The organism is Pseudomonas sp. P7759, assembly GCF_013386445.1.
Taxonomy (GTDB): domain Bacteria; phylum Pseudomonadota; class Gammaproteobacteria; order Pseudomonadales; family Pseudomonadaceae; genus Aquipseudomonas; species Aquipseudomonas azotoformans_A.
In genome coordinates this window covers 21,071-43,573 of record NZ_JACART010000011.1, presented here as the reverse complement: position 1 = coordinate 43,573, position 22,503 = coordinate 21,071, and the positions used below count along the sequence as shown (strand labels likewise).

At 59.1% G+C, this 22,503-nt stretch carries 21 protein-coding genes; 14 read left to right on the top strand and 7 right to left on the bottom strand.

Annotation, left to right across the window (positions count from 1 at the left end; all coding sequences use genetic code 11):
• Position 1 precedes the first annotated feature (1 nt).
• On the top strand, positions 2-895 hold the full coding sequence (locus tag HX823_RS13630; protein WP_177075175.1) for a LysR family transcriptional regulator: 894 nt from the start codon (positions 2-4) through the stop codon (positions 893-895).
• Here the strand turns inward: HX823_RS13630 and HX823_RS13625 are convergent.
• On the bottom strand, positions 888-1,142 hold the full coding sequence (locus HX823_RS13625; protein ID WP_003190904.1) for a hypothetical protein: 255 nt from the start codon (positions 1,140-1,142) through the stop codon (positions 888-890). The genes HX823_RS13630 and HX823_RS13625 overlap by 8 nt on opposite strands.
• Positions 1,143-1,305: 163 nt before the next feature.
• Here HX823_RS13625 and HX823_RS13620 point away from each other — a divergent pair, with 163 nt between their 5' ends.
• Positions 1,306-1,626, top strand: a complete 321-nt coding sequence (locus tag HX823_RS13620) for a YqjD family protein (RefSeq protein ID WP_003217958.1) — start codon at positions 1,306-1,308, stop codon at positions 1,624-1,626.
• Positions 1,627-1,659: 33 nt separating this feature from the next.
• On the opposite strand, the gene HX823_RS13615 is transcribed toward HX823_RS13620, so the two are convergent.
• Entirely contained in the window at positions 1,660-2,697 is a 1,038-nt protein-coding gene (locus HX823_RS13615; protein ID WP_177075174.1) for an Ldh family oxidoreductase, read from the bottom strand.
• A gap of 201 nt (positions 2,698-2,898) precedes the next feature.
• On the opposite strand from HX823_RS13615, the gene HX823_RS13610 reads away from it, so the two are divergent.
• Both HX823_RS13610 and HX823_RS31980 read left to right on the top strand, forming a co-directional pair.
• Entirely contained in the window at positions 2,899-6,507 is a 3,609-nt protein-coding gene (locus HX823_RS13610) for a dermonecrotic toxin domain-containing protein (RefSeq protein WP_256350117.1), read from the top strand.
• A gap of 46 nt (positions 6,508-6,553) precedes the next feature.
• Entirely contained in the window at positions 6,554-8,086 is a 1,533-nt protein-coding gene (locus HX823_RS31980) for a DUF6543 domain-containing protein (RefSeq protein WP_256350116.1), read from the top strand.
• A 19-nt stretch (positions 8,087-8,105) separates the two neighbouring features.
• On the opposite strand, the gene HX823_RS13605 is transcribed toward HX823_RS31980, so the two are convergent.
• A complete protein-coding gene (locus HX823_RS13605) occupies positions 8,106-8,375 on the bottom strand; it encodes a PepSY domain-containing protein (RefSeq protein ID WP_033900369.1) in 270 nt (89 codons plus the stop codon).
• Between the two features lie 142 nt (positions 8,376-8,517).
• Here HX823_RS13605 and HX823_RS13600 point away from each other — a divergent pair, with 142 nt between their 5' ends.
• From HX823_RS13600 to HX823_RS13570, 7 genes are all read left to right on the top strand, one after another.
• On the top strand, positions 8,518-9,513 hold the full coding sequence (locus HX823_RS13600) for a FecR family protein (RefSeq protein ID WP_177075173.1): 996 nt from the start codon (positions 8,518-8,520) through the stop codon (positions 9,511-9,513).
• A 329-nt stretch (positions 9,514-9,842) separates the two neighbouring features.
• The gene (locus HX823_RS13595; RefSeq protein ID WP_177075172.1) at positions 9,843-10,301 is read left to right on the top strand and encodes a hypothetical protein; all 459 of its coding nucleotides are present in this window, start codon (positions 9,843-9,845) and stop codon (positions 10,299-10,301) included.
• Positions 10,298-10,849, top strand: a complete 552-nt coding sequence (locus HX823_RS13590) for an adhesin (protein ID WP_177075171.1) — start codon at positions 10,298-10,300, stop codon at positions 10,847-10,849. The genes HX823_RS13595 and HX823_RS13590 overlap by 4 nt, the downstream gene beginning before the upstream one ends.
• 67 nt (positions 10,850-10,916) lie before the next feature.
• The gene (locus HX823_RS13585; RefSeq protein ID WP_177075170.1) at positions 10,917-11,654 is read left to right on the top strand and encodes a hypothetical protein; all 738 of its coding nucleotides are present in this window, start codon (positions 10,917-10,919) and stop codon (positions 11,652-11,654) included.
• A 61-nt stretch (positions 11,655-11,715) separates the two neighbouring features.
• Positions 11,716-12,396, top strand: coding sequence for a C39 family peptidase (locus HX823_RS13580; protein ID WP_177075169.1), 681 nt, complete (start codon positions 11,716-11,718; stop codon positions 12,394-12,396).
• Between the two features lie 38 nt (positions 12,397-12,434).
• Positions 12,435-13,178, top strand: coding sequence for a hypothetical protein (locus tag HX823_RS13575; protein ID WP_177075168.1), 744 nt, complete (start codon positions 12,435-12,437; stop codon positions 13,176-13,178).
• 49 nt (positions 13,179-13,227) lie between these two features.
• Positions 13,228-14,535, top strand: coding sequence for a transporter (locus HX823_RS13570; protein WP_038845303.1), 1,308 nt, complete (start codon positions 13,228-13,230; stop codon positions 14,533-14,535).
• Positions 14,536-14,747: 212 nt separating this feature from the next.
• Here HX823_RS13570 and HX823_RS13565 read toward each other — a convergent pair whose 3' ends face one another.
• Positions 14,748-16,073 (bottom strand): sigma-54 dependent transcriptional regulator, encoded by a 1,326-nt coding sequence (locus HX823_RS13565; RefSeq protein WP_177075167.1) that lies wholly within the window; start codon positions 16,071-16,073, stop codon positions 14,748-14,750.
• Between the two features lie 342 nt (positions 16,074-16,415).
• Here HX823_RS13565 and HX823_RS13560 point away from each other — a divergent pair, with 342 nt between their 5' ends.
• Positions 16,416-16,676 (top strand): hypothetical protein, encoded by a 261-nt coding sequence (locus HX823_RS13560; RefSeq protein ID WP_033897462.1) that lies wholly within the window; start codon positions 16,416-16,418, stop codon positions 16,674-16,676.
• Positions 16,677-16,742: 66 nt separating this feature from the next.
• Here the strand turns inward: HX823_RS13560 and HX823_RS13555 are convergent, their stop codons facing one another.
• From HX823_RS13555 to gnd, 3 genes are read right to left on the bottom strand one after another with little or no spacing between them, the layout of a single operon-like run.
• Positions 16,743-17,567 carry a Cof-type HAD-IIB family hydrolase gene (locus HX823_RS13555; protein ID WP_038845300.1) on the bottom strand — a complete coding sequence of 275 codons (825 nt, stop codon included), beginning with the start codon at positions 17,565-17,567 and terminating at the stop codon, positions 16,743-16,745.
• Entirely contained in the window at positions 17,564-19,087 is a 1,524-nt protein-coding gene (gene zwf, locus HX823_RS13550) for a glucose-6-phosphate dehydrogenase (protein ID WP_038845297.1), read from the bottom strand. The genes HX823_RS13555 and zwf overlap by 4 nt, the downstream gene beginning before the upstream one ends.
• Positions 19,084-20,067: a phosphogluconate dehydrogenase (NAD(+)-dependent, decarboxylating) gene (gene gnd, locus HX823_RS13545; protein ID WP_038845296.1), complete on the bottom strand. Its 984-nt coding sequence runs from the start codon at positions 20,065-20,067 to the stop codon at positions 19,084-19,086. Before gnd ends, zwf begins: the two co-directional genes overlap by 4 nt.
• 269 nt (positions 20,068-20,336) lie before the next feature.
• On the opposite strand from gnd, the gene HX823_RS13540 reads away from it, so the two are divergent.
• On the top strand, positions 20,337-20,516 hold the full coding sequence (locus HX823_RS13540; protein ID WP_256348963.1) for a DUF6026 family protein: 180 nt from the start codon (positions 20,337-20,339) through the stop codon (positions 20,514-20,516).
• Positions 20,517-20,675: 159 nt separating this feature from the next.
• Positions 20,676-22,433 (top strand): phosphoethanolamine transferase CptA, encoded by a 1,758-nt coding sequence (locus tag HX823_RS13535; RefSeq protein WP_177075165.1) that lies wholly within the window; start codon positions 20,676-20,678, stop codon positions 22,431-22,433.
• Positions 22,434-22,503 lie beyond the last annotated feature (70 nt).

The window sequence follows — 22,503 nt, the reverse complement described above, 5'->3', positions numbered from 1 at the left end:
TATGAGCCAAATCAATATCGCCCAGGTCGATCTCAACCTGCTGAAAACCTTTGAAGCCCTGCATGACGAGTCCAGCGCCAGCCGCGCGGCCTTGCGCCTGGGCGTGACGCAATCGGCCATCAGCGCAGGCTTGCGGCGCTTGCGCGAGGTGTATGGCGATCAATTGTTCGTGCGCACCGGACGTGGCCTGGCGCCGACCTTGCGGGCCAACCAGTTGAAACCGCTGATCAGTGAAGCACTGGATCGCTGCCGGCAGAGCCTGGCCATGGTCGACCCGAACAATCAGCACTATCAGGGGCGCTCCGTAGTGCTGGGGCTGTCGGATGATTTCGAGATTGCCTACGGGCGGCGTCTCATCGAAGAAATTGCACGACGGGCACCGAAGCTGCGGGTGATCTTCCGTCAGACCCACAGCCAGATCGTCGCAGGCGCCCTGCTCGACCGCAGCCTGGACCTGGCAATCACAGCCGGTGGTTTTGCCCACGGCCGACTGAGCCGCCACGTGCTGGGAGAAGGCGACTACCGTTGCCTCATGGATTCGGACCAGGCCAGCATCAGCCTGGACGAGTTCGTCGCACGCGAGCATGTGCTGGTGTCGTCCGGCGGGTTTATCGGGATCACTGACGAGGGTTTGGCGGCGCAAGGGCTGAGCCGCCAGGTGTGTGCGTCCACCAGCCACTTTGCTGCGCTGCCTTTTCTGCTCAAGGGCAGCCAGGCGGTGGCGACCATTCCCGGTCACGCCGCCGAGGCCATCGGCGCGATGACCGGCTTGCGGGTACTGGCTTGCCCACTGGCGCTACCGCGTTACCCGGTGGAATTGGGCTGGCGCACCCAGGCGCAGCTCGATCCGCTGCTGCTGAAAGTGCGTGAAGCGATTGTCGCGAGCGTTACTTAGCGGCGGCCATCAACTTGTTGACTTCGCTGCGCACCATGTTGGAAAACTCCGGCGGCGACATGCCGTCCAGCTCCGCACGCACCCACTCGGCCCACTTGCCTTTGCGCTTGGCGCGTTCACCGAACAGACGTGCTGCCTCGCCCTTGGCCTTGCCCAGGTTGGTTTGCCACAGGTCGTAGAGCCGGGACTTTTCATCTTCCAGCTCGGCGCGTTCGGCGAGGGTCTTGTTGGCGAGATTGAAGCTCATGTTGATTTACCTGCTGCACAAATAGGCGACATCTTACACTGTAGGTCGAAATTTCCTGATTCGGATTTTGCTCAAGACCGGGCAACGGCAAAAAAACTGCAACTTTTGCCGTCGCCCGACACTCCATTGTTCACTGTCACATTCACCTGCAAGGAGTCACACAATGGCCCGCAAATCTGCCGCCCAAGCCGTCGAAGATCAAATCAAGGATCAAGCCTTCAGTGAACTGACGGCGTTGATCGAAGAATCAGACAAACTGCTTAAAAGCAGCGCATCTCTGGTAGGCGAAGAAGGTGAGACCCTGCGCGAACAGGTCGCCATCAAGCTCAAACAGGCCCTGGACTCGGTGTCCAACGTGCGCGAGCGCAGCAAACCGGTGGTGGATGCCACCGAAACCTACATCGGTGGTCACCCGTGGCAGACCGTTGCCATCTCCGCAGGCTTTGGCCTGGTGGTCGGCCTGCTGTTGGGCCGTCGTAACTGAGTCAACAGGGCTGCGCCAATGGCGCAGCCCTTTTCAGCCCGCCGCCAAGGCGCGCAGGTTTTGCAACTCCTGCGCGTCCAGCAAGATCCCTTCCTGCTCTGACTTAGCCCGCGTACGGTGCCGCCGATCCCCCGGCAAGCGCCGCAGCCCCGCCGCATGCATCTGTCGCACCAGTTCCTGGCTGCGCTCGGCAAAGCTTTGCCCGGCGGTCTTGCTGGGGTCGATCACGATCAACAGTTGGCCGGTCCACGGCGTGCGTGCGCCAGGGTGATCGGACCAGTTGAACTCAAACGAGAAGTTGCCACCGGTCAACGCCGCGGCCAGCAGTTCGACCATCATCGACAGCGCGGAGCCCTTGTGCCCGCCAAACGGCAACAGCGCGCCGCCTTCAAGGATGGCCTTGGGGTCCTGGGTCGGCTGGCCCAGCCCGTCGACACCCATGCCCGGCGGCAAACGCTCGCCTTTACGCGCGGCAATCTGCACATCGCCATGGGCGATGGCACTGGTGGCCAGGTCGAACACAATCGGCAAGCCATCGGCGCGCGGCGCGGCGAAGGCAATGGGGTTGGTGCCAAACAACGGACGGTCAGCGCCGTGGGGCACCACGCAGGTCATGCTGTTGACCACGCTCAGCGCCACCAAGCCTTGCTCGGCGAAAGGTTCGACATCCGGCCACAGGGCCGCAAAGTGATGGGAATTGTGAATGGCCAGCAAGGCAATTCCGGCACTGCGGGCTTTTTCCACCAGTAAAGGCCTGGCAGCCTCCAGGGCCGGCTGGGCGAAGCCGTTGCCGGCATCCACCCGCACAAACCCACTCGCCACATCCGTGACCTGAGGCGCCGCGCGGCCATTCACCCAGCCACTGGCCAGGGTGCTGATATAACCAGGAATACGAAAAATGCCATGGCTGTGGGCGCCATCGCGCTCGGCGCTGGCGCAGTTGCTGGCGAGGATCGCGGCCACTTCAGGTGAAGTGCCATGGCGTTCGAACACCTGCTGCAGCAACGCCACCAGCGCACTGAAGCCTAGGGAGACACTGGAACCTTCAACGACCTTGGACGGCGTAGACATCTGAAGCTCCGAATTATGATTGGAAGGGGCGACAAGACGGGTAACTCAAGCCTGTGATTAAACAACGCGCCCGCGGCCTGCTGTCAATCGACTTTGCGCGGGGGGCTCTTGCGGCAGTTATCTACCGCCGACATCGCGCCGTCGCACCTTAACGTGCTGCTCACCACTGATCGCGCGCCCCACCCAGATAGAGAGCCAGCCATGACCCATGTAACGCCGCCGTATTTTTTTGATGAGTACCTGCGTCCAATCACCCGTAAGCAACCCACCGACCGCGAGCGAGCATTGGGTTTGACGCTCAAGGACGTCAACTGGCTCGGCACGGTTTACATCGCCAACCATAGCGGGCGCCATGACCGCGATGAACCGATGACCGTAGAAACGCTGATATTGGAAACGCCAGGCATGTCTTCGATTGCACTCGCCGGCGCGTTCATGATGAGCCCCACCCCTGATGAGAAAAAGGCCGTGCTGTACACCCCGTATGGCGGTATCGAGGTATTCGACCATCGGGGCGCCTGCCTTTCTGAGTTAATACAACGCTTGAAAAATCCGTTTTTATATATTGATTTAATTAGATTTTTACCCATAAAACAGCGCAATGCGTTCACCCCGAAGAGCACGTTTACCCTCACCACCGCCACGGTTGAGCATTGGGTGTTTCAGGATCAGCAAAAAACCATCATGGCCAATCAGGCGCAAGATCTGCAACGCATGCATGAAGCGCTGCGCACCCTGCCCAAGTTGCCCGAATGGCTCGAAGCGGTGCTCGAAACTATTGGCGCAGGAATCTCGCAGCTTGAAGGCCTGACGCTGAAAGACACGCGGGTCGACAGTTTCATGGCGTCAGCGGATGACAGCACAAACGACCTACCTCGCTGGGTGGGCTCAGCCACCTTGGCTGAAACCCTGCTGCAGTATTATGCCAAGTCAGCATGGCCAATTGACCGCAGACGCACCTTCGTCAACCCCAAGTATGACACTCGCAGTTTTACCCCAATCCAACGCAAGCAAGACGAGGAACGCTGGGAAAGTCTGGTGCAGCATGGCGCTGCAATCCTCACCAAGATCCTGGGCTTTTTGTTGGAAGCATGGTGGTACGCCCCCATGGATAACGAGAAGTCTCACCCGGAACAGTCCCGCATGGAGTTCTTCGCGCAAGTGATGAGCGACAAGTTCCGTGTGGACCTGCTGTTCAAGCGCCAGAGTGAAAGCAACGCCCTTTCTTCAGGAGAAGCACGCGACCTGCTCGCGGTCTTACTACCCGCCCGCGCAGCCCGTAGCGCCTGGCGCAGTACCTTGCATATCGAGAAGGTCAACATCTACGCGCCCTACCAGCACTATGTGGAGCTCGCCGCTACCCTGCTGATGAGTGACGAACACGCCTACCTGTACACCCAGTCCCGCGGGTTGCAAGTGCTCAAGGACGTCGATGATCTCAACGACACCCTGTTGAGCATGCTCAAGGCCGCCGGGCACCAGGACGAACTGCTCAACTTTCTGTCCCTGGAGGAGCGCAGCGCGTACCTCGCCATGCGCGGCGTACAGGTCAGCGGCCAGCCGGTGCAGGGCCATGTGTTCGAGGAGATGGTCAGGGGAATTTACGACAAGCAAATGAGTAACCTGGAGCACGCACTCACGCTGTTCCGCCGCAGTGATGGCGCGGTGAACCTGACTGCCTTGCTCGACTGTTCCCTGGACATACGCCATATGCTCGACAGCCGCCTGCTGGAGCTGGATACCCAAGGGCGTTGGAGCCTGCACCCGGTCAGCAGCGGCAATGGCCGACCGTCTACGGTGCAGGCAGAGCGCGCCAAACTGCAATTGCAGGCGCTGAAAGCGGATGAAGACGCGCTGCTCAAACAACGCGCCAAGCACCCCACCTTGCGCAGCCTTGCGACAAAAGCCCTGAACGAGGAAATGAAAAAGCGCTACCTGGACCTGGATGCCAGCAATGTCTACATCAATACCTACCCCAGCGAAGCACAGGACAGAGAAGAACGCCTGCCGTCGTCATCGGTGAACATGCTGGAGCATTTCATCCAATACCTGGCAAATGCTGCTGGGGATATAGGCAGCACGCCTCGCATCGGCTTTTACGGCACCCGCGAAGGTGGCGCCGCCATGAGCTGGAATAGCATCAATAGCCACGTGTTCAATGCCGTAATCAAGCAAGTCGCGGCCTCTTTCGTGGAGTGCGATGTCCGTACACTGCCCAAGCGGTTCCTGAAAAATAACGGCGACGAGATGATCAAGGCCCTGATGCACGGACTGCGCAGCGAGGCCGAGTTGCGCCTGCTTAATCACACGTTGAGCCCGGATCATTACGCGATCTTGGATACAGTGTTGCGCCCTGACAGCATGACGCGCGACAAGCGCCATGGGTTGCAAGGCTTTTTACCGGACGCCTTCTCGTTGACGGTGACTCTCAACGAAGGCAAAGAACTTCATCCACTGGCCAACTGCTTTGTGCTGACCGAACGCGGTGGCCTCGACCCTCATCTTTCAGGCAAGGTGGTGTTGTGGACGCCCCAATACGGCTATGAGCCTTTCACTTCGCTGATTACCCTGCGCAAGGCACTCGAACAGCGCCTGAAAAATTCCACTCGTCGCACCGCACTGCTGATGAACCTGTCCATCAGCTTTCGCCAGCCTCATCAAGAATATCTCCTGGGGCCACTACAGCGTATCGACGAACATTTTCTACACAACCGCCAACAGAGCCACCTCGCTCACCATCTCGACTCCCTCGATTACTGGCTTGCCATGTCGCTGGGGCCCAAACAACTTCAGGACCGCCTGGACGATGAAATGGGCAGGATGGCGCCATCCAATATCGGCAGGGCCAAAGCCATTGCGACCGCTATGGTTCGGCAACAGGGCCTGCCCGCCTGGCTGGGCATGGCGTCGGCCGCGGATCAGTTGCTGCATGCCGAGTTGCTTGAGCAATATCGCTTAAGTGCCCCCGACAATCAGGATTACCTGCACAGCCTGCCGACCTTGGGTGAACACGTCGCCGAACGCTTGCGCGCCTTGCTCCAGGCACGTTTCCCCGACGATGCGCTGGACCCGGAAAACATCCTGATCCCCGCACGGGTGGTGCTCAACGGGCATACCCAAAGCCTGGTCGATTTTGCCCAGCGCCATTTGCCCGATCTGCAACCCGACAATCTCACCCCTAAAGCACGCGCCACCGAGGCCCTGCCTGCTTCACTGGATGGCAATGCGATTGTGCAACTGGTGCGTCAACTGGACATCGGCAAAACCTACCGCGACCTGCTCACGACCCACCTCACCGCCGACACCGACATCGCCCGCCAGCGCCGCAAACTATTCTGCCATCAACTGCCCTGGCAAGTGCTGCGCCATGCCCATGAGGAATACCTAGAAGAGCGTCTGAGCCCATCGTCCTGGGGGTTTATCCAGCAAATTTTCGACATGCCGGACGCCGTTGCCCGGGATGCCGTTATCGGCGCCACGGCGATGATCCGCCCCATGGAACTGATTGCCACCCCCGGGGCGACACCGGCGAAGGTGCGCGGTGTTTATGTGATCGGCCCAAAAGCCAACGCGACAGGCCCGCTGGTGCTCTATGCGCCTTATGCCCCCATCAGCGTCTTAAAGGAGTACGGCACCGAGGAAAAACTGCTCGACGACATCAACGCCGCTGGTCCGCTGCAGGAGTGGATCATTCGTCAGTTAGGCGACCCCGATCAGGCGACGTTTCGAAATCGCTTCAAACAACCGACGAATCAGGGGGGACAAACAACCAGAGCCAGTCAAACTCGCCTCGAACCCCATCCTGGGTAACCTCCTGCGCCAGCTGTTCCACGACAACACCGAGCAGTTGCTCGACATGCTTTCCTGCCAGTTCGAGGAGGGGGGCAAACACCCGTGGGATGGCATTACCAGCCTGCTGCGCAAAGGCATTCCCATGGCACTGCAATTTATTGGGGGCAAACTCAAATTCCCCTTGGTGGTATGGCGTAGCTTCAAGCTCTTCGAGGCCAGCGCCGAAGACTTGCAAGAGCAGCACTTCGGCACAGGCCTGCGCAAATTTATCCAGGGCTTGGCGACCCTGGCCTCGCTGCGCAAGGAGCTCGACGCGTTGCTCCCCTCGGACACCGTACCTGTATCGCCCGGCGCCCCCGCCCCGCAAGGCCCCGTGCCAGCCACCACGGTGGACACGTTGGACATGACCCACCCGGTGCGCACACAACTACGGCGGTTCGAGGATGTGACAGTGGCGCTGACCGACCTGCAATTGGACTCACGCAGCCACGTGTATACCCAACCGATCAATAACCGCAATTATGTCGCTGTAGCAGGTCGCGTTTACCCCGTAGCAAGAAGCGGTGCGGGGTGGCGCATAAGCGTTGCCAGGGAGCTGGGCCCGTTTGTCGAACGCAACGCACAGGGACAATGGGTACTGGACCTGTCCGAGCGGGAGCCCCGCTTCGGGCCAACTCTGTCGCGTTTTAGAGGTTTGGTGGTCACCCGCAGAACAGAGCGCGATTCCATCAATATTGAAGCAGCAGGTCTGCCAGCCATTCGCGGGCTGAGCTGGGAGATGGGGCTCGCCATCGACAGAGCGCTCAACGTCGCGCTGTATTACACCAATACATGTCAGCGCAACTTGACGTTATTTGCACAGCAACGCGACCCCAACTCAAGAGTCGGTCGCTTCCTCGGTGAGATGTTCGGCGTCGTCACTTTAAACCCGAGCCAAGTCGCAAGAATACGAGATCGAGTCACGCAAATTATGGAGGCGCTGACCCAGCAAGACCTGCTCGCGCTGGACTCTGAACGATTCGTCTATGGGACAGCTCGTTGGCCCGAAGATGACTCGGTCGCTTTTGTAATCCCTGAGGATGCACAGCGAAAAATCTATTTGCTGACCCCCTTCTTCATAACGGGCATGGATGTCTATGAAAACCACCTTAACGCACCGTTCGACCTTGATGACCACGCGCGTGCGGCCACCCTGATTCATGAGTTGAGCCACTTGGGGGCGAGGACTGAAGACTTCGCCTACCTGGATTCCATGCGGCCCTTTCATGACCTGATTCGTCGTGGCAGTACGGATGGCCTGCGCATGCACACGGCGCTGTCCAATCTGCAAAGCACCGCGCTGTCCGTACTCACACCTACAAGAATGCTGTTTAGAACCTGCGACAACGTGGCGGGGCACTGGGAGGACTTTGGCCAGAGGGGATCGACCAAGGTACGCGACAAGATATTGCATCTGACCGGCACCAAGACACTGGACGCTGCCCGGCAAATCTTCATGAGCGACGTAGACCGCCGAATAGACATCATCCTGGGTAATGCAGACTCGGTGACCCTTCTGATTACGCACCTGGGAAGGCAGTTGGATCCGGGGGCCTGAACAGGCCCCCGAGGGGGTATCAGTCTTTCTGGTCGCGCAGGATGTTGCCCGACGCACCATCGATACGCGCTTCATACACCGTGCCGTCGGACTTGCGCCCTTTGACTTCCCAATAGCCGTTGTCATCAGCCTCGGCGGCATACACCTCGACATAACCGGCCTTGGTCTTGGCGACTTCAATCGCCTTCTCGATGGTGATCCAGCCTGCCCCCGGTTTATCGGCCAGGGCGGCACCGGCACTGAGCAGTGCGGAAGTTGCACACAGGGCGATTAAGGTTTTCTTCAACATTTTCGTTCTCCATTGTGGGAATGTCCTGAATCTTTTAGGTATTTCCAAACGAGAATAAGTTCCAATTGATGTGCAATCGCCATGATGGCTGTTCTCGCCACCTCCCCCAGGAGGTTAGAATGTGCGAAATCAGGATGAGTTAATGAGCGAAAAGTCCCTTTCAGAAGCCGAATATGACGCCATCACCGACGCCGCCGCGCATTGGTGCATGCGCCTGCACGCGGGCGATTGCACGACGAGCGAGCGTCAGGCTTTTGAACAGTGGCACGACTCCCACCCGCTGCATGCCTTTGAATACGCGGCGATGCTGGAGATATGGGACGTTGCCGACCACCTCCCCCGCCACGAACCCACGCCGGTGGTGGTGCCGCTCAAACCGCGCAACCGCTTGCGCACCTACGCCGTGGCCGCGGCGATCTGCCTGGTCGCCCTGCCCCTGGCAGCCTTTACGGGGTGGGAAGCCGGTTGGCTGCCCAGTTCCTACGAGCGCTTCGAGGCTGCCAACGGTTTGCGCCTGGTCACCCTGGGTGATGGCAGCCAGGTGGAACTCAACCTGGGCACCGAGTTGGTCTACAGCAACTACAAGGACCAGCGTCGGGTCACGCTGAAAAAGGGCGAAGCGTTTTTCAAAGTCAGCCATGACAGTGCCCATCCCTTTATCGTGCACGCTGGCGCAGGCCAGGTTCGGGTGACGGGCACCCAGTTCAACGTCTGGAAATACGAAGACCAGGTACGGGTGATGTTGCTGGAAGGCTCAGTGCAGATTGCCAGCGACCAGGTCCACGGCAGCGTGCCGCTGACGCCCGGCATGCAGGCCAGTTACCAACAGGGTGATGCCACGCCCCGCGTGCGGACGATCAGCCCGAATGACACCGCCCTGGCCTGGCGCCAGGGCAAGCTGATCCTCGACAACCTGGCGCTGGCCGATGCGTTGCCGCTGATCAACCGCTACCTCACCAAACCGGTGATGCTGGCCGACGCCAACACCGGGGCGATCCGCATCGGTGGCATCTACAACATCAGTGAGGTCAACCACCTCATTGCCTCCCTGCCCAAGGTTTTGCCGGTCTACCTGACCCAGAATCAGGATGGCAACCCCGTACTCAACGCCATCCCGCGTAAAACGCCTAAAGGCTGAGCTTCTGCCCACAGTTGCGGGCTTTGTCATGCCTGAAGTGTCCGTTTTTTTAACACGCCCTTGCCCTGAAGCGCCCGTGCACAGCGGATTCATCGTTTTGTCATGGGCGGTGTTACAGCGCTGATACAACCGAGTGAAGCGTTTGCGCAGTGGCTGGGTAGCTGCGAATGGCTGGGGCGTTGTTTCATTCCTGAAACAGCGCTGCTATCACTTCGCCCATCGACGTCTTCAACTCCTTGAATAACCAAACAAAATAAAAAGCGGCACGGCTTCTGCTCTATCCCTTACAGCGCTGTTTAGGGTCAGCGCGAAGAATAAGGAATGCCGCCGTGAATACACTCACTCAAGGTTCGATGAACGTACTGCTGATCAGCTGTGTACTCAGCGCCAGCATCGTGGTTCCGAGCCATGCGGGTGACGGCGTGATCGTCACCGGGCGCGACGTACAGGGGCATATGTACGGTCGGTCTTCCTTTGGTCCAGATCCTTACCCCCAGACCGCCAATGCCAATCCAAGCCGGGACATCCTGGGCGCCCTTTCGGGCGAACTGAGTGACCGAGACTTCGGCGCCGTCAGCAGCGGCTTGAGCATCACCCGCGCCATCCAGCCCAACGGCAACCTCTCCGGCTTGAGTGCCACCCAAAACAGCATGTCCACCTTGGGCGCCGGCGCAGCCGCCAGCCGCTCCGGGGGCAGTGGCAGCATGGGGGGGCAGATCAGCGATTCGATCCAGCGTGGCCTGGCGCCCCTGAATAACATCGGCAGCATGATGGGGGGCAAACAATGAACCGCTCCCTGTTCCTTCTGGCCCTGCTCACCAGCGCTTCGGCCATGGCCGACAACACCGCCGTGATCAATAACAGCGGTAAAGACTACCGCGGCAACCTGATGATCAACCAGGCCGCAGGCAACCAGCAGCAAACCGCCAACAACCGCGCCGTCGCGCTGGGTGGTCAGGCGACCACCAGCAATATCCAGAGAATGGACGGCAAGGTGGACCCGTCCCTGAACGCCAAGGCGGCGATCGAGGGCACTTCTTTCAGCAATGGCAACGGCATGTTGGGCATCAACCAGTCTGCCGGGGCCAATAACCAATTAGTCAATGCGGTGCGGATCAGCGTCAACCCTGGCCCGCAAAGCATCGACGACAGCGTCCTGTTGCAACAGAACACGACGACGCTGGCAACCGACTCAGGGCTCACCCCCACCACTGGCAGCCGCCAGGTCGTGACAAGCGACCAGGCCTTCACCGGCAGCCGAGGAGTGATTCAGGTGAACCAGAGTGCTGGGGTGGGGAACCGAGTGGCTAACACCCTGGGCATCACTATCAAGTAACGGCTTGGTAGCACGAGTTAGACAGTACCAACACTTAACCAACTAATTAGAAGCAAGGAGAAACACCATGAAACCTCAAATGGCTCTGAAACCAATGGTTTTCGCTCTCGCCGCACTCATGGCTGCTGCTGCTCAAGCAGGTGGCTGGCACCCTGCGCCTCAACCAACTGGTGTGGTTGCCTCCGTGGTTACCGATGTACAAAACAGCGCGGGCAACAAATTCGACGACACCAAGACCGAAAACAACGCGTCCAACGATAATTCCGTGAACAGCAACAGCGGTAACGTCGGCGTTAACGTTCAATCAGGCAGTGGCAACCAAGCCGACAACTCTGGCGCCATCTCCAGCGCCAAAGGCGACTTCGCCACTGTGTTCGCTGTAGTCGATGTGAACCAAAACAGCGGGCTGAACAACTTCGTCAACAAAGGCACTCAAAACAACGCCTCCGTGGATAACGGCATCAACGGTAACTCCGGCAACGTGGGCTACAACGGCCAGGCCGGTCAAGGCAACCAAGGCAAAAACAACCTGGCAATCACCACCGCTGATGGCAAAAACATCGCAGCGGCCGCCAACACCGAGCAAAACTCGCTCGCCAACAACTACCTCAACACCGCCGCTTCCGGGTATGGCCATCATGGCAAACCTCAGTATGTGTCGAACAACTCCAGCCTCGACAACTCGATCAACCGTAACTCCGGCAACGTAGGTGTGAATCTGCAATCCGGTGCCGGCAACCAAGCCAGCAACAGCTTCTCTGTAGGCCAAGGTTGCAGCGTCTGCAGCAGCGGCGTGCGCTTCTGATCCAACGGGGCCTTGGCAACAAGGCCCTTTTTTATTCCAGTGTCCATCAGGTCATTCGATCATGCGCCTCGCGACCCTCACCCTCTTGATGCTGCTTACCGGCCCGACCTGGGCAGGCACCATGGCGATCTCCGCCATGCCTGGCGGTGTAGTCATCTACAAGAAGGTCGAGAGTATCCGTGAACGCAAGTTCGCCAACCTGGTGGAACAGAAAACCGATTTCAGCTGCGGTGCTGCGGCACTCGCCACCATCCTGCGCCAGGGCTATTGGCTCGACGTAGACGAAGACCACATCATCAAAGGCATGCTGGTCAACGCAGACCAGGACCTGGTACGGACCCAGGGTTTCTCCATGCTGGACATGAAGCGCTACCTCGAAAGCATCGGCATGCGTGCCCGGGGCTACAAGATCGGGCCAGATACCCTGGCGACCGTGAAGATCCCTGTGGTGGTACTGCTGGAGATTCGTGGCTACAAGCACTTCGTGGTGTTGCAGCGCGCGGACAAGGACTGGGTCTACATCGGCGACCCGGTGCTGGGCCACAAGCGCTATTCACACGATGACTTCGTCAAAGGTTGGAATGGCATTGTATTCGCCGTGCTGGGTGAAGGTTACGACAAGGCCAACGCCTTGCTCGACCCGCCCACGCCACTGACCGCCAAGAACCAGTTGAATGAGTTCAGGCCCGTAGGCGATGCCGAGCTGATGGACTTCGGTTTCATCCAGAGCGACTTCTTCTAAGAAGCGCAATAAGGGGCAGGACGCTCCAGGAGCAGAAGATGAACACTTCCCGTTGGCTGACGGTCTTGTGTCTGGCAGCCTCAATGCCCGCTTATGCTTCGTCGGGGTTCAAACCGATCGAACTCAAGGACTCGGAAATGGCCGAGCTGCGCGGTCGTTATGTGATGCCGGGGCGGATTATCAGCTTCGGTATAGTCATGAGCAGCACCTGGACCAATGCCGTGGGCGACACCATTACTGGCAAGGCCAGCATGCAAGTCGACTCCTCCACCATCACGCCACAATTCTACGTACAGACCACCGGTTCTACCGGTACGGGCACCAATCCGAACGCGGGCACCGGTAACGTCAGCGGAGGCGCCGGCCTGGGCACAGGCACTGGCGTGACCCAAAGCGTGCGCGCAGCCGGCGACGGCAACACCGCGTACAACAATGTCGGGATCAACGTCACCGAGAACGGCTTCGCCCCATCCAATGTCGTGCAATCCGGCCAGGTGCTGGTCGCCGGCGGCACCGTCACGGGTGACAGCGCAGCAGGTCGCGTGAGTGTGTCGGCCAACAATGGCGGCTTGCAGATGGCGATCCAGGGCAACCACAACCAAGGCAATAGTCTTCAGCAAATTGGCGGCGGCCAGGTGCTGCAAGGCACCGTATTGACCGGCGATAGAAACTTCGTCTCCAACATGACCCAACTCAATGTGGTGATGAATAACGGCCTGAACAACCCGGCATTGAATTGCAACCTGGACCAACTCAAAGGCCTACGCACTCTCGGTTATTGAACTACGCTGACCCTCGACACTTACGCATTAGAAAAGGACGGCTTATTTCATGCATCGATCGTTATCGCTACGTGCGGTGGTCTGTTTAAGTACGCTCTTGCCCGCATCCGTTCTGTATGCCGCGCCAGATGCCGATATCGAGACCCTCAAACAGGAGCTTCTGGAACTCAAGCAGCGGTACGAAGTGCAGCAAAAAGCCTTGGCGGTATTGGAGCAACGGGTTCGCCAAGTGGAGGACCAACCCGCGACGCCCGCGCCCAAACGCTTGGCCAAATCCCCGGCAGACTTTCAGAAAGCCAGCGGCGGCGCGACCGTGGCAGGCACGGGCGCTGCGGCCGCATCCGGCGGGGCGGGTGGCGGTGGCAGTTCTTATGGGCAGTCGCTCAAGGACGATTCGGCGCCCGCGCAAAGCGTGAGCAACCTCTACAACGAAGCCAGCGGCTTCTTCGGCAACGGCAAGTTCAGCTTTGAAACCGGTATTACCTACGCGCGCTACGATGCACGCCAGCTCACGCTCAACGGTTTCCTGGCACTGGACTCGATCTTCCTCGGTAATATCAACCTGGACAGGATCAAGGCGGACAACTGGACGCTGGACCTGACCGGTCGCTACAACCTCGATAACCGCTGGCAGTTCGATGTAAACGTGCCGGTGGTGTACCGCGAATCGACTTACCAGTCCGGCGGTGCGGGCAACAATGCCAATGCCACCTCGGAAGAGTCGGTCAGCCGCGACCCGACCATCGGCGACGTCAACTTCGGTGTGGCGTACAAATTCCTGGATGAAACCCCCACCCTGCCGGATGCGGTGGTGTCGCTGCGCGTCAAGGCGCCTACCGGTAAGGAACCGTTCGGCATCAAGTTGGTACGCTCAACCGCCAACGACAACCTGTATGTGCCGGAAAACCTGCCGACCGGTAACGGTGTCTGGTCGATCACGCCGGGAATCTCGCTGGTCAAGACGTTCGATCCGGCCGTGCTGTTTGGCTCGTTCTCCTACACCCACAACTTCGAAGAATCGTTCGATGACATCAGCAGTGACGTCAACCAAAAGGTCGGCGGCAAGGTCAGCCTGGGCGACAGCTTCCAACTGGGCGTCGGTGTTGCGTTTGCACTCAACGAGAAGATGAGTATGTCGTTCTCGGTGTCCGACCTGATCCAGCGTAAAAGCAAGCTCAAGCCCAATGGCGGGGATTGGCAGTCGGTGGTCTCCAGTGATGCCAATGCCGGTTACTTCAACGTGGGCATGACGATTGCGGCGTCGGATAACCTCACGATCGTGCCGAACCTGGCGATCGGGATGACGGATGATGCGCCGGACTTTACGTTTAGCCTGAAATTCCCGTATTACTTCTGATTATAGTGAGCGGGCTTATCGAATCGTCGCACCGCCCGCGCCAGGAGGCGAAGCATCCCCGATAACAACGCCTCCATACTTCTGTTAGACCGAGGAGCCTGAGTTTAGGGCGGCTTCGCCACCCAGCGCGGGGCAAGCCCGCTCACTACAACCACACAAGGAAAAGCCCCGCAACGATAAGGGTCGTTGCGGGGCTTTTCGGTTTACCCGCCCTAGCGGATCTGGTGTTTGTGCAGCAACCGGTAGAACGTGGGTCGGGAAACCCCCAGTACACGGGCTGCCACACTCAGGTTGTCGCTGTGCCGGTTGAGCACGTCGCACAGCGCCTGACGTTCGGCGCGGTGCTTGTAGTCTTCCAGTGTAGCCATAGGCGGCGAAATTGCCTGTTGGCCCTGTAATCCCAGATCAACGGCTTCTATCTGGCGCCCTTCGGCCAGTACCAGGCCGCGGCGGACGCGGTTGGCCAGCTCGCGCACGTTGCCTGGCCAGGCATGTTCGCCCATCGCCACCAGCGCATCGTCACTGAAACTGCGCGGGCGGCGGCCGGTTTCCTGGCTGTAGAAGCGTGAAAAATGATTGGCCAGCATCGCCACGTCGCCGTGACGATCACGCAAGGGGGCAGTAACCACTTGCAGGACATTGAGGCGGTAATACAAATCTTCGCGGAAGGTGCCCTTCTCCACGGCGGCTTCCAGGTCGACGTGAGTCGCGGCCAATACCCGCACATCAACGGGAATCGGCTGACTGCCGCCGACGCGCTCAATCTGTTTTTCCTGGAGAAAACGCAGCAGGTTGGCTTGCAGCTCCATCGGTAGATCGCCGATCTCATCGAGAAACAGGGTACCGCCGTTGGCCGCTTCGATACGCCCGACCTTGCGCTGGTGGGCGCCGGTAAACGCGCCCTTCTCATGACCGAACAACTCGGATTGGATCAAGTGTTCAGGAATCGCCCCGCAGTTGATCGCCACAAACGGCTTGGCGTGGCGCTGGGATTGGCGATGCAGGGTCTTGGCCACCAGTTCTTTGCCTGTGCCGCTGTCGCCACGGATCAATACCGGGGATTCGGTGGGCGCCAGTTTGGAGAGCAGCTTGCGCAGTTCGCGGATGGGTCGGCTGCCTCCAAGTAGTTCATGCTCAGGCTCGTCCACCGGCGTGTGGCCCTTGCCCCGCAGGCGTGCCATGCCGAACGCACGGCCAAGGGTGACCTGCACGCGAGCGACATCAAACGGCAAGGTATGGAAATCGAAGAACCATTCACAGACGAAGTCGCCGACGTTCTGCAGGCGCAACACGTCTTGACTGAGTACGGCGATCCACTCGGTGCCGCTGCGGCCGATCAGCTCCTTGACAGCTTCCGGACGCTCCAGGTGATAGGGCTGCAGCCGCAGCAGGCCGACATCGCAGGACCGGTCGCCGACGCCCTCCAACGTGCAGCTGTCCACCTCCCACCCGGCGGTGCGCAAACCGGGCAATAGCCCATGGCAGTCGTCACAGGGGTCGACCACGAGCAAGCGACGCTGCACAGGTGTAACAACCATGACTATTCCTTGGCGTCAAAATTGTTAAAGTTATTTAGAAACAACGGTTTGTGACGCCTGGCGCTAACACTAGCAAGGTCTTGACGCCTGCCTTGTACCGATTCGCTATAAGTCCCGGCAAAAAGCTACTTGCGCGTATCTGGGCAAAAACTTCAGGCCACACCGAAACTTTCATTCAGCTTTCAAAACAGCCGCTTACATGACGTTAATCACTAAAAGTTGAAAATAGTTGCTCTAACATGTGACCCGTACCCCGCCATCGTGCATCAGTACAAGTAACCCGCCGCACGGTCAGCCCAACCGCCGGCACTCACTTGAATGGGCAATGAGAGAGAACCCCACATGAACGCCCCGCTCCGCATCAACGAAGCTCTTTTGATCGCAGACCGTGCCTTCCAGCCCTTTCAGTGCGTGGCCTGGCATGACGGCAATGGCGCCCTGAGCCTGAGCGTCATCGACCGCACCAACAACCGTATCGGCAGCAAACAACTGTCTTCGAGCGCTTATACCGACCCGGCACAACTGGAAGACCTGCTGTTGCAGGCCCGCGCCGAACTCGATAAAAGTGGCTACCAGTTGCAATCCTGGGCAATGCCGAAGTAATCCAGCACGGCAACTTGCGCTTATCGGTTTAGATAAGCGCAAGTTCGGTGTTAGAGCGTGTGACGCTTATTGAGCGGCCAGAATAAACCGTTCAATGGCCTCTGCGGCCCCGTCCTCGATATTACTACCGGTTACAACGCTGGCCTGGCGCTTGACGGTTTCTTCAGCCTGGCCCATGGCAATCGACAAGCCGGCCACGTGAAACATTGCCGGATCATTGCCGCCATCACCTATAGCTGCCGTCTGTTCCATCGGGACGCCAAGGTGTGCAGCCAGCGTTTTCAAGGCCTCGCCCTTGTTGGCCAGCATCGCCGTCACATCCAGGTACACCGGCTGTGAACGCGACACCTGAGCCAGCCCCTGCACCTTGGGCTGCAACCGCGCCTCCAGCTCCACCAGCAATTGCGTGTTGTTGCTGGCCGCGACGATTTTATCCACGCGGTCCAGGTAGGGCTCAAAACTCTCTACCACAATCGGCCCGTAGCCCAGGCCATCGGCCTCGCGCTGCACCATCGGCCCTGGCGGGTCGCGGCGCAGCCAGTCGCCATCGGCAAACACCCAGACTTCCACATCCGGCTCCGCCGAGAACAGCGCCAGGGTCACCAGCGCCGCTTCTGCCGGCAGATGATGGGCAACCAGGATGCTGCCATCCGGGTTGATCAGCGTGCCACCGTTAAAACCAGCCACGGGCACATCAATGCCGAAGGTTTCGATCAGGTGCAGCATCGCCTTGGGCGGGCGCCCGCTGGCCAGGCTGAAAAACACCCCGCTGTCACGCAAGGCTCGCACCGCATCGGCGGTGCGTTGGCTGAGGCTGTGATCGGGATGCAGCAAGGTGCCGTCCACGTCACTCAAGATAAAACGGATGGGATGGATCGCGGCGTCACTCATCCGAGGCTATGCCAGGTGCGACCATCACGGGCGAGCAACGCATCGGCCGCAGCCGGTCCGTCTTCACCGGCCTTGTAGGCCTGGATCCCGTCATCTTCCTTCCACGCATCGAGGAATGGCTGCACGGCTCGCCAACCGTTCTCGATGTTGTCCGCGCGCTGGAACAAGGTCTGGTCGCCGGTCATGCAGTCGTAGATCAGGGTTTCGTACCCGGTCGACGGCTGCATCTCGAAGAAGTCCTTGTAGTCAAAGCCCAACTGGATGTTGGCCATTTCCAGGGTCGGCCCAGGCTTTTTCGCCAACAGGTCGAACCACATGCCTTCATTGGGTTGGATCTGGATTTTCAGGTAGGTGGGCTTGAGCTCATCCACTTCTGTATCGCGGAATTGCGCATACGGAGCAGGCTTGAAGCAGATGACGATTTCGGTGTCACGCACACTCATGCGCTTGCCGGTACGCAGGTAAAACGGTACGCCGACCCAGCGCCAGTTGTCGATCATCACCTTGAGGGCGACGAACGTCTCGGTGCTGCTGTCAGGCGCCACGTTGGCTTCTTCGCGATAGCCCGGCAGTGGCTTGCCGCCGATTTCACCGGCGGTGTACTGACCGCGTACCGAGTTGGCCCGTGCATCCTCAAGGGACCAGGGGCGCACAGCGCCGATCACCTTGGCTTTTTCACCGCGCACGGCGTCGGCGCCAAAGGCCGCGGGCGGTTCCATGGCAACCATCGCCAGCAACTGGAACAGGTGGTTGGGCACCATGTCGCGCAGGGTGCCGGTCTTCTCGAAGAAGTTGCCACGGGTTTCCACACCGACGGTTTCAGCGGCGGTGATTTGCACGTGGTCAATGTAATGGTTGTTCCAGAACGCTTCGAACAGCACGTTGGAGAAACGGCTGATCAGGATGTTCTGCACCGTTTCCTTGCCCAGGTAATGGTCGATGCGATAGATCTGCTTCTCGCTCATCACCTTGAGCAGGCTGGCGTTCAGTGCTTCGGCGGTGGCCAGGTCGGAGCCGAAGGGCTTCTCGATCACCACGCGACGGAAGCTGTCGTCAGTTTCCGTCAGCAGGCCGGCACTGCCCAGGCGCTGCACCACGTCACTGAAGAAGCGCGGTGCGGTGGCCAGGTAGAACACCGCGTTGCCCGTGCCGCTGTCAGCGATCTTCTTGCCGATGTCGGCGTAGGTGCTGTCGTCGAGGAAATCTCCCTCGACGTAGCTGATGCCTTTGGCCAGTTGCGCCCACAACCCAGGGTCCAAGGCGTCTTCGCCATTACCCCTGACCTTGCTCGCCGCTTCGGTGCGAATGAAGTCTTCGAGTTTCTTGGCGAAGTCGGCGTCGCTGATGGCGTTGTGATCAACGCCGACAATGCGCAAGCCGTCGCCAAGCAGCCCATCACGGCTGAGGTTGTACAGCGCCGGCATGAGCAGGCGCTTGACAAGATCACCGTGGGCACCAAACAGAAACAGTGTGGTGGGCGGAGCAGGTTCGGCCTTGGGTTTCTTGCCGTTGGCGGTCATTTTTTGGAAGTCTCCACGTGGCCACCAAAGCCGAAGCGCATGGCAGACAGCATTTTGTCACCGTAAGTGCTCTGCTGACGCGAACGGAAGCGTGCGAACAGCGAAGTGGACAGTACCGGCACCGGCACGGCTTGTTCCATGGCGGCTTCGATGGTCCAGCGGCCTTCGCCACTGTCGGCCACGGAGCCGGAGTAACCGTCGAGTTTCGGGTCAGTGGCCAGGGCGTCGGCGGTCAGGTCCAACAGCCAGGACGAGACCACGCTGCCACGGCGCCAGACTTCAGCGATATCGGCCACATTCAGGTCGAAGCGTTGGTCTTCGGGCAGGTTTTCCGAGTTCTTGGTCTTGAGGATGTCAAAACCTTCGGCAAACGCCTGCATCATCCCGTACTCGATGCCGTTGTGGATCATCTTGACGAAGTGCCCGGAGCCCGCAGGGCCTGCGTGGATGTAGCCTTGCTCGGCGCGCGGGTCAGCGCTGTCTGAACGGTCCTTGGTGCGCGGGATATTGCCCAGGCCTGGGGCGAGGCTCTTGAAGATCGGATCGAGGCGCTGCACGGTCTCGGCGTCGCCACCGATCATCATGCAGTAGCCACGTTCCAGGCCCCAGACGCCGCCGGAGGTGCCGACGTCAACATAGTGCAGGCCTTTTTCCGCCAGGGACTTGGCGCGGCGAACGTCGTCCTTATAGTTGGTGTTACCGCCGTCGATGATGGCGTCACCGTCTTCCAGCAGCGTGCTCAATTCATTGATGGTGTCTTCGGTCGGTGCGCCGGCTGGCAGCATCACCCATACGGTGCGCGGCTTTTGCAGCCCAGCCACCAGGGCCTTGAGGTCGGCAACGCCGGTGGCGCCCTCTTCGCTCAGGCCTTTCACAAAGGCTTCGTTACGGTCGTAAACAACGGTGGTATGCCCATTGAGCATCAGGCGCCGTGCAATATTCCCGCCCATGCGGCCTAGTCCGATAATCCCCAGTTGCATGTGCTGATGCTCCTAACTACTAAAAAAATGTGTGCATAGTTTATAGCGCAATGAGGCCAATGAGGGTTAGTCAGGCGGATATCGATGTAGTTTCATGGAAAAAAGCTGCCACCATTTCAGCATCACGGCACAAAAAGTCACACGACCATCAAAAATAAAAAAGTTCCATTACCCGAAAAAAGAATTCAGAATTGTCCTGACTGCTGCCGAGAACCTCGACTCAAGTGTTCTGGCACACCGCGACACACCGGCTATTTGCGAGGTAAGCAATGAGCACTGCACAGATGAATCGTCCGCCACAGACCCTCTACGTCACCATTCGACGCGACGAGTTGCGCCAGTTGAAAGACGAGCGCGAACAGTTGCAGCAAGAAGTCTTGCGCCTGCGCACGCACATCATCCAAGCCCAGTTGGAACAGCCCTCCGGCGCCCAGCCACTGCTGTGCTAACCCCTGTCATCGCTTTGTAAGATTACGCCTACAAAAATCTCACAAAGTTTTCACACGCCTCTCCCGATACTCCCGCCCGAAGGGCCACCCCATGCAAGGGTGGCCTCTGTTGCGCGCAGCCCTGCGTGTCGACTGAAAAATATCGGGTTGGAGCGCTGGATGGCGATGTTCGAACGCAGCACGAAGTCTGCGAAAGGCTTTGATTGGGCCGGTCTTGGCTGGCTATTTCTGTTTTTCTGGTACTTCTCGGGTATTACCCAACTGCTGATTCAGCTCAGTGGCACCTCCGGTTTCAGTGGTTTCCGCCAGGCCTTTTTCATGAGTGCGATCTGGTTGGCGCCACTGCTGATATTCCCCCGTCGTACGCGCTTGCTCGCCGCCTTGATCGGTGTGGTCTTGTGGGCCTGTTCCATGGCCAGCCTGGGTTACTTCTTCATTTATCAGCAGGAATTCTCCCAAAGCGTCATCTTCATCATGTTCGAGTCGAACATCTCTGAAGCCGGTGAATACGCGACCCAATATTTCGCCTGGTGGATCGTGCTGGCGTTTGTTGCCCACACCGCCGTCGCCATTTTCCTATGGACCCGGGTAAGACCGGTGTACCTGCCACGCGGTCAGGCACTGATAGCGGCGACGGCGATTCTGGTGGGCATCGTCGGTTACCCGCTGGTCAAGCAGATCGCCCGCAGCGACACCCTTGACGATGCCATCGACCGCTTTGAATCGCGCATCGAACCCGCCGTGCCGTGGCAGATGATCGTCGCTTACCGCCGCTACACCGAGCAGCTGGACAACATGCAAGGCATGCTCGACAGCGCCAGCCAGATTCCGCCCCTGACCAACCTGAAGGACACCATGGCCGGCCAGCCGTCCACGTTGGTGCTGGTCATCGGTGAGTCGACCAACCGCCAGCGCATGAGCCTCTACGGCTACCCGCGCAACACCACGCCAGAGTTGGACAAACTGCGCGACCAACTGGCGGTGTTCGACAATGTCATCACCCCGCGCCCCTACACCATCGAGGCGTTGCAACAGGTACTGACCTTCGCCGACGAGGAAAACCCGGACCTGTACCTGAAGACGCCGTCGATTGTCAGCGTGATGAAACAGGCGGGCTACAAGACCTACTGGATCACCAACCAGCAGACCATGACCAAGCGCAACACCATGCTCACGACCTTTTCCGAACAGGCCGATGAACAGGTGTACCTGAACAACAACCGCAACCAGAACGCCCGCCAATACGACGGCGATGTGCTGGCACCGTTTTCCAAGGCGCTGGCGGATCCTGCGGAGCGTAAATTCATTGTGGTCCACTTGCTGGGCACCCACATGAGCTACCAATACCGCTACCCGCCGACCTTCGACAAATTCACCGACCGCCAGGGCGTGCCGGCAGGCGTGACCGACGATCAGTTGCCCACCTACAACAGCTACGACAACGCCGTGCTGTACAACGACTTCGTGGTGTCGAGCCTGATCAAGGACTACGCCAAGACTGACCCCAATGGCTTCCTGCTGTACCTGTCGGACCACGGCGAAGACGTGTTCGACTCGGCGGGCCACGCGACCCTGGGCCGTAACGAAGCCAAGCCGACTGCGCCGATGTACACCATTCCCTTCATGGCGTATGCCTCGCCAAAATGGCGGGAAACCCACGACTGGAGCTTTGCCGGCGATTTACAGCGGCCCTACAGCAGTTCGCAGTTGATTCACACCTGGGCGGACCTTGCCGGGCTGAGCTTCAAAGAGCTGGACCGTACGAAAAGCCTGGTGAGCGACAGCTTCACGCCGCGCCCGCAAATGATCGGCAACCCCTATCTGCGCCAGCAAAAACCGCTGATCGACTTCAGCCTGATCAAACCAAAAAAAGTCAGCCCCACCGACGTTGTACTTCAGGAAAAACCGGCGCTGTAACAGAAAGATAACAATCATTCTCGTTTAACCCTAAAGTTCCTCCCCTCCTTTCGTCTTTGAACCATGGCCT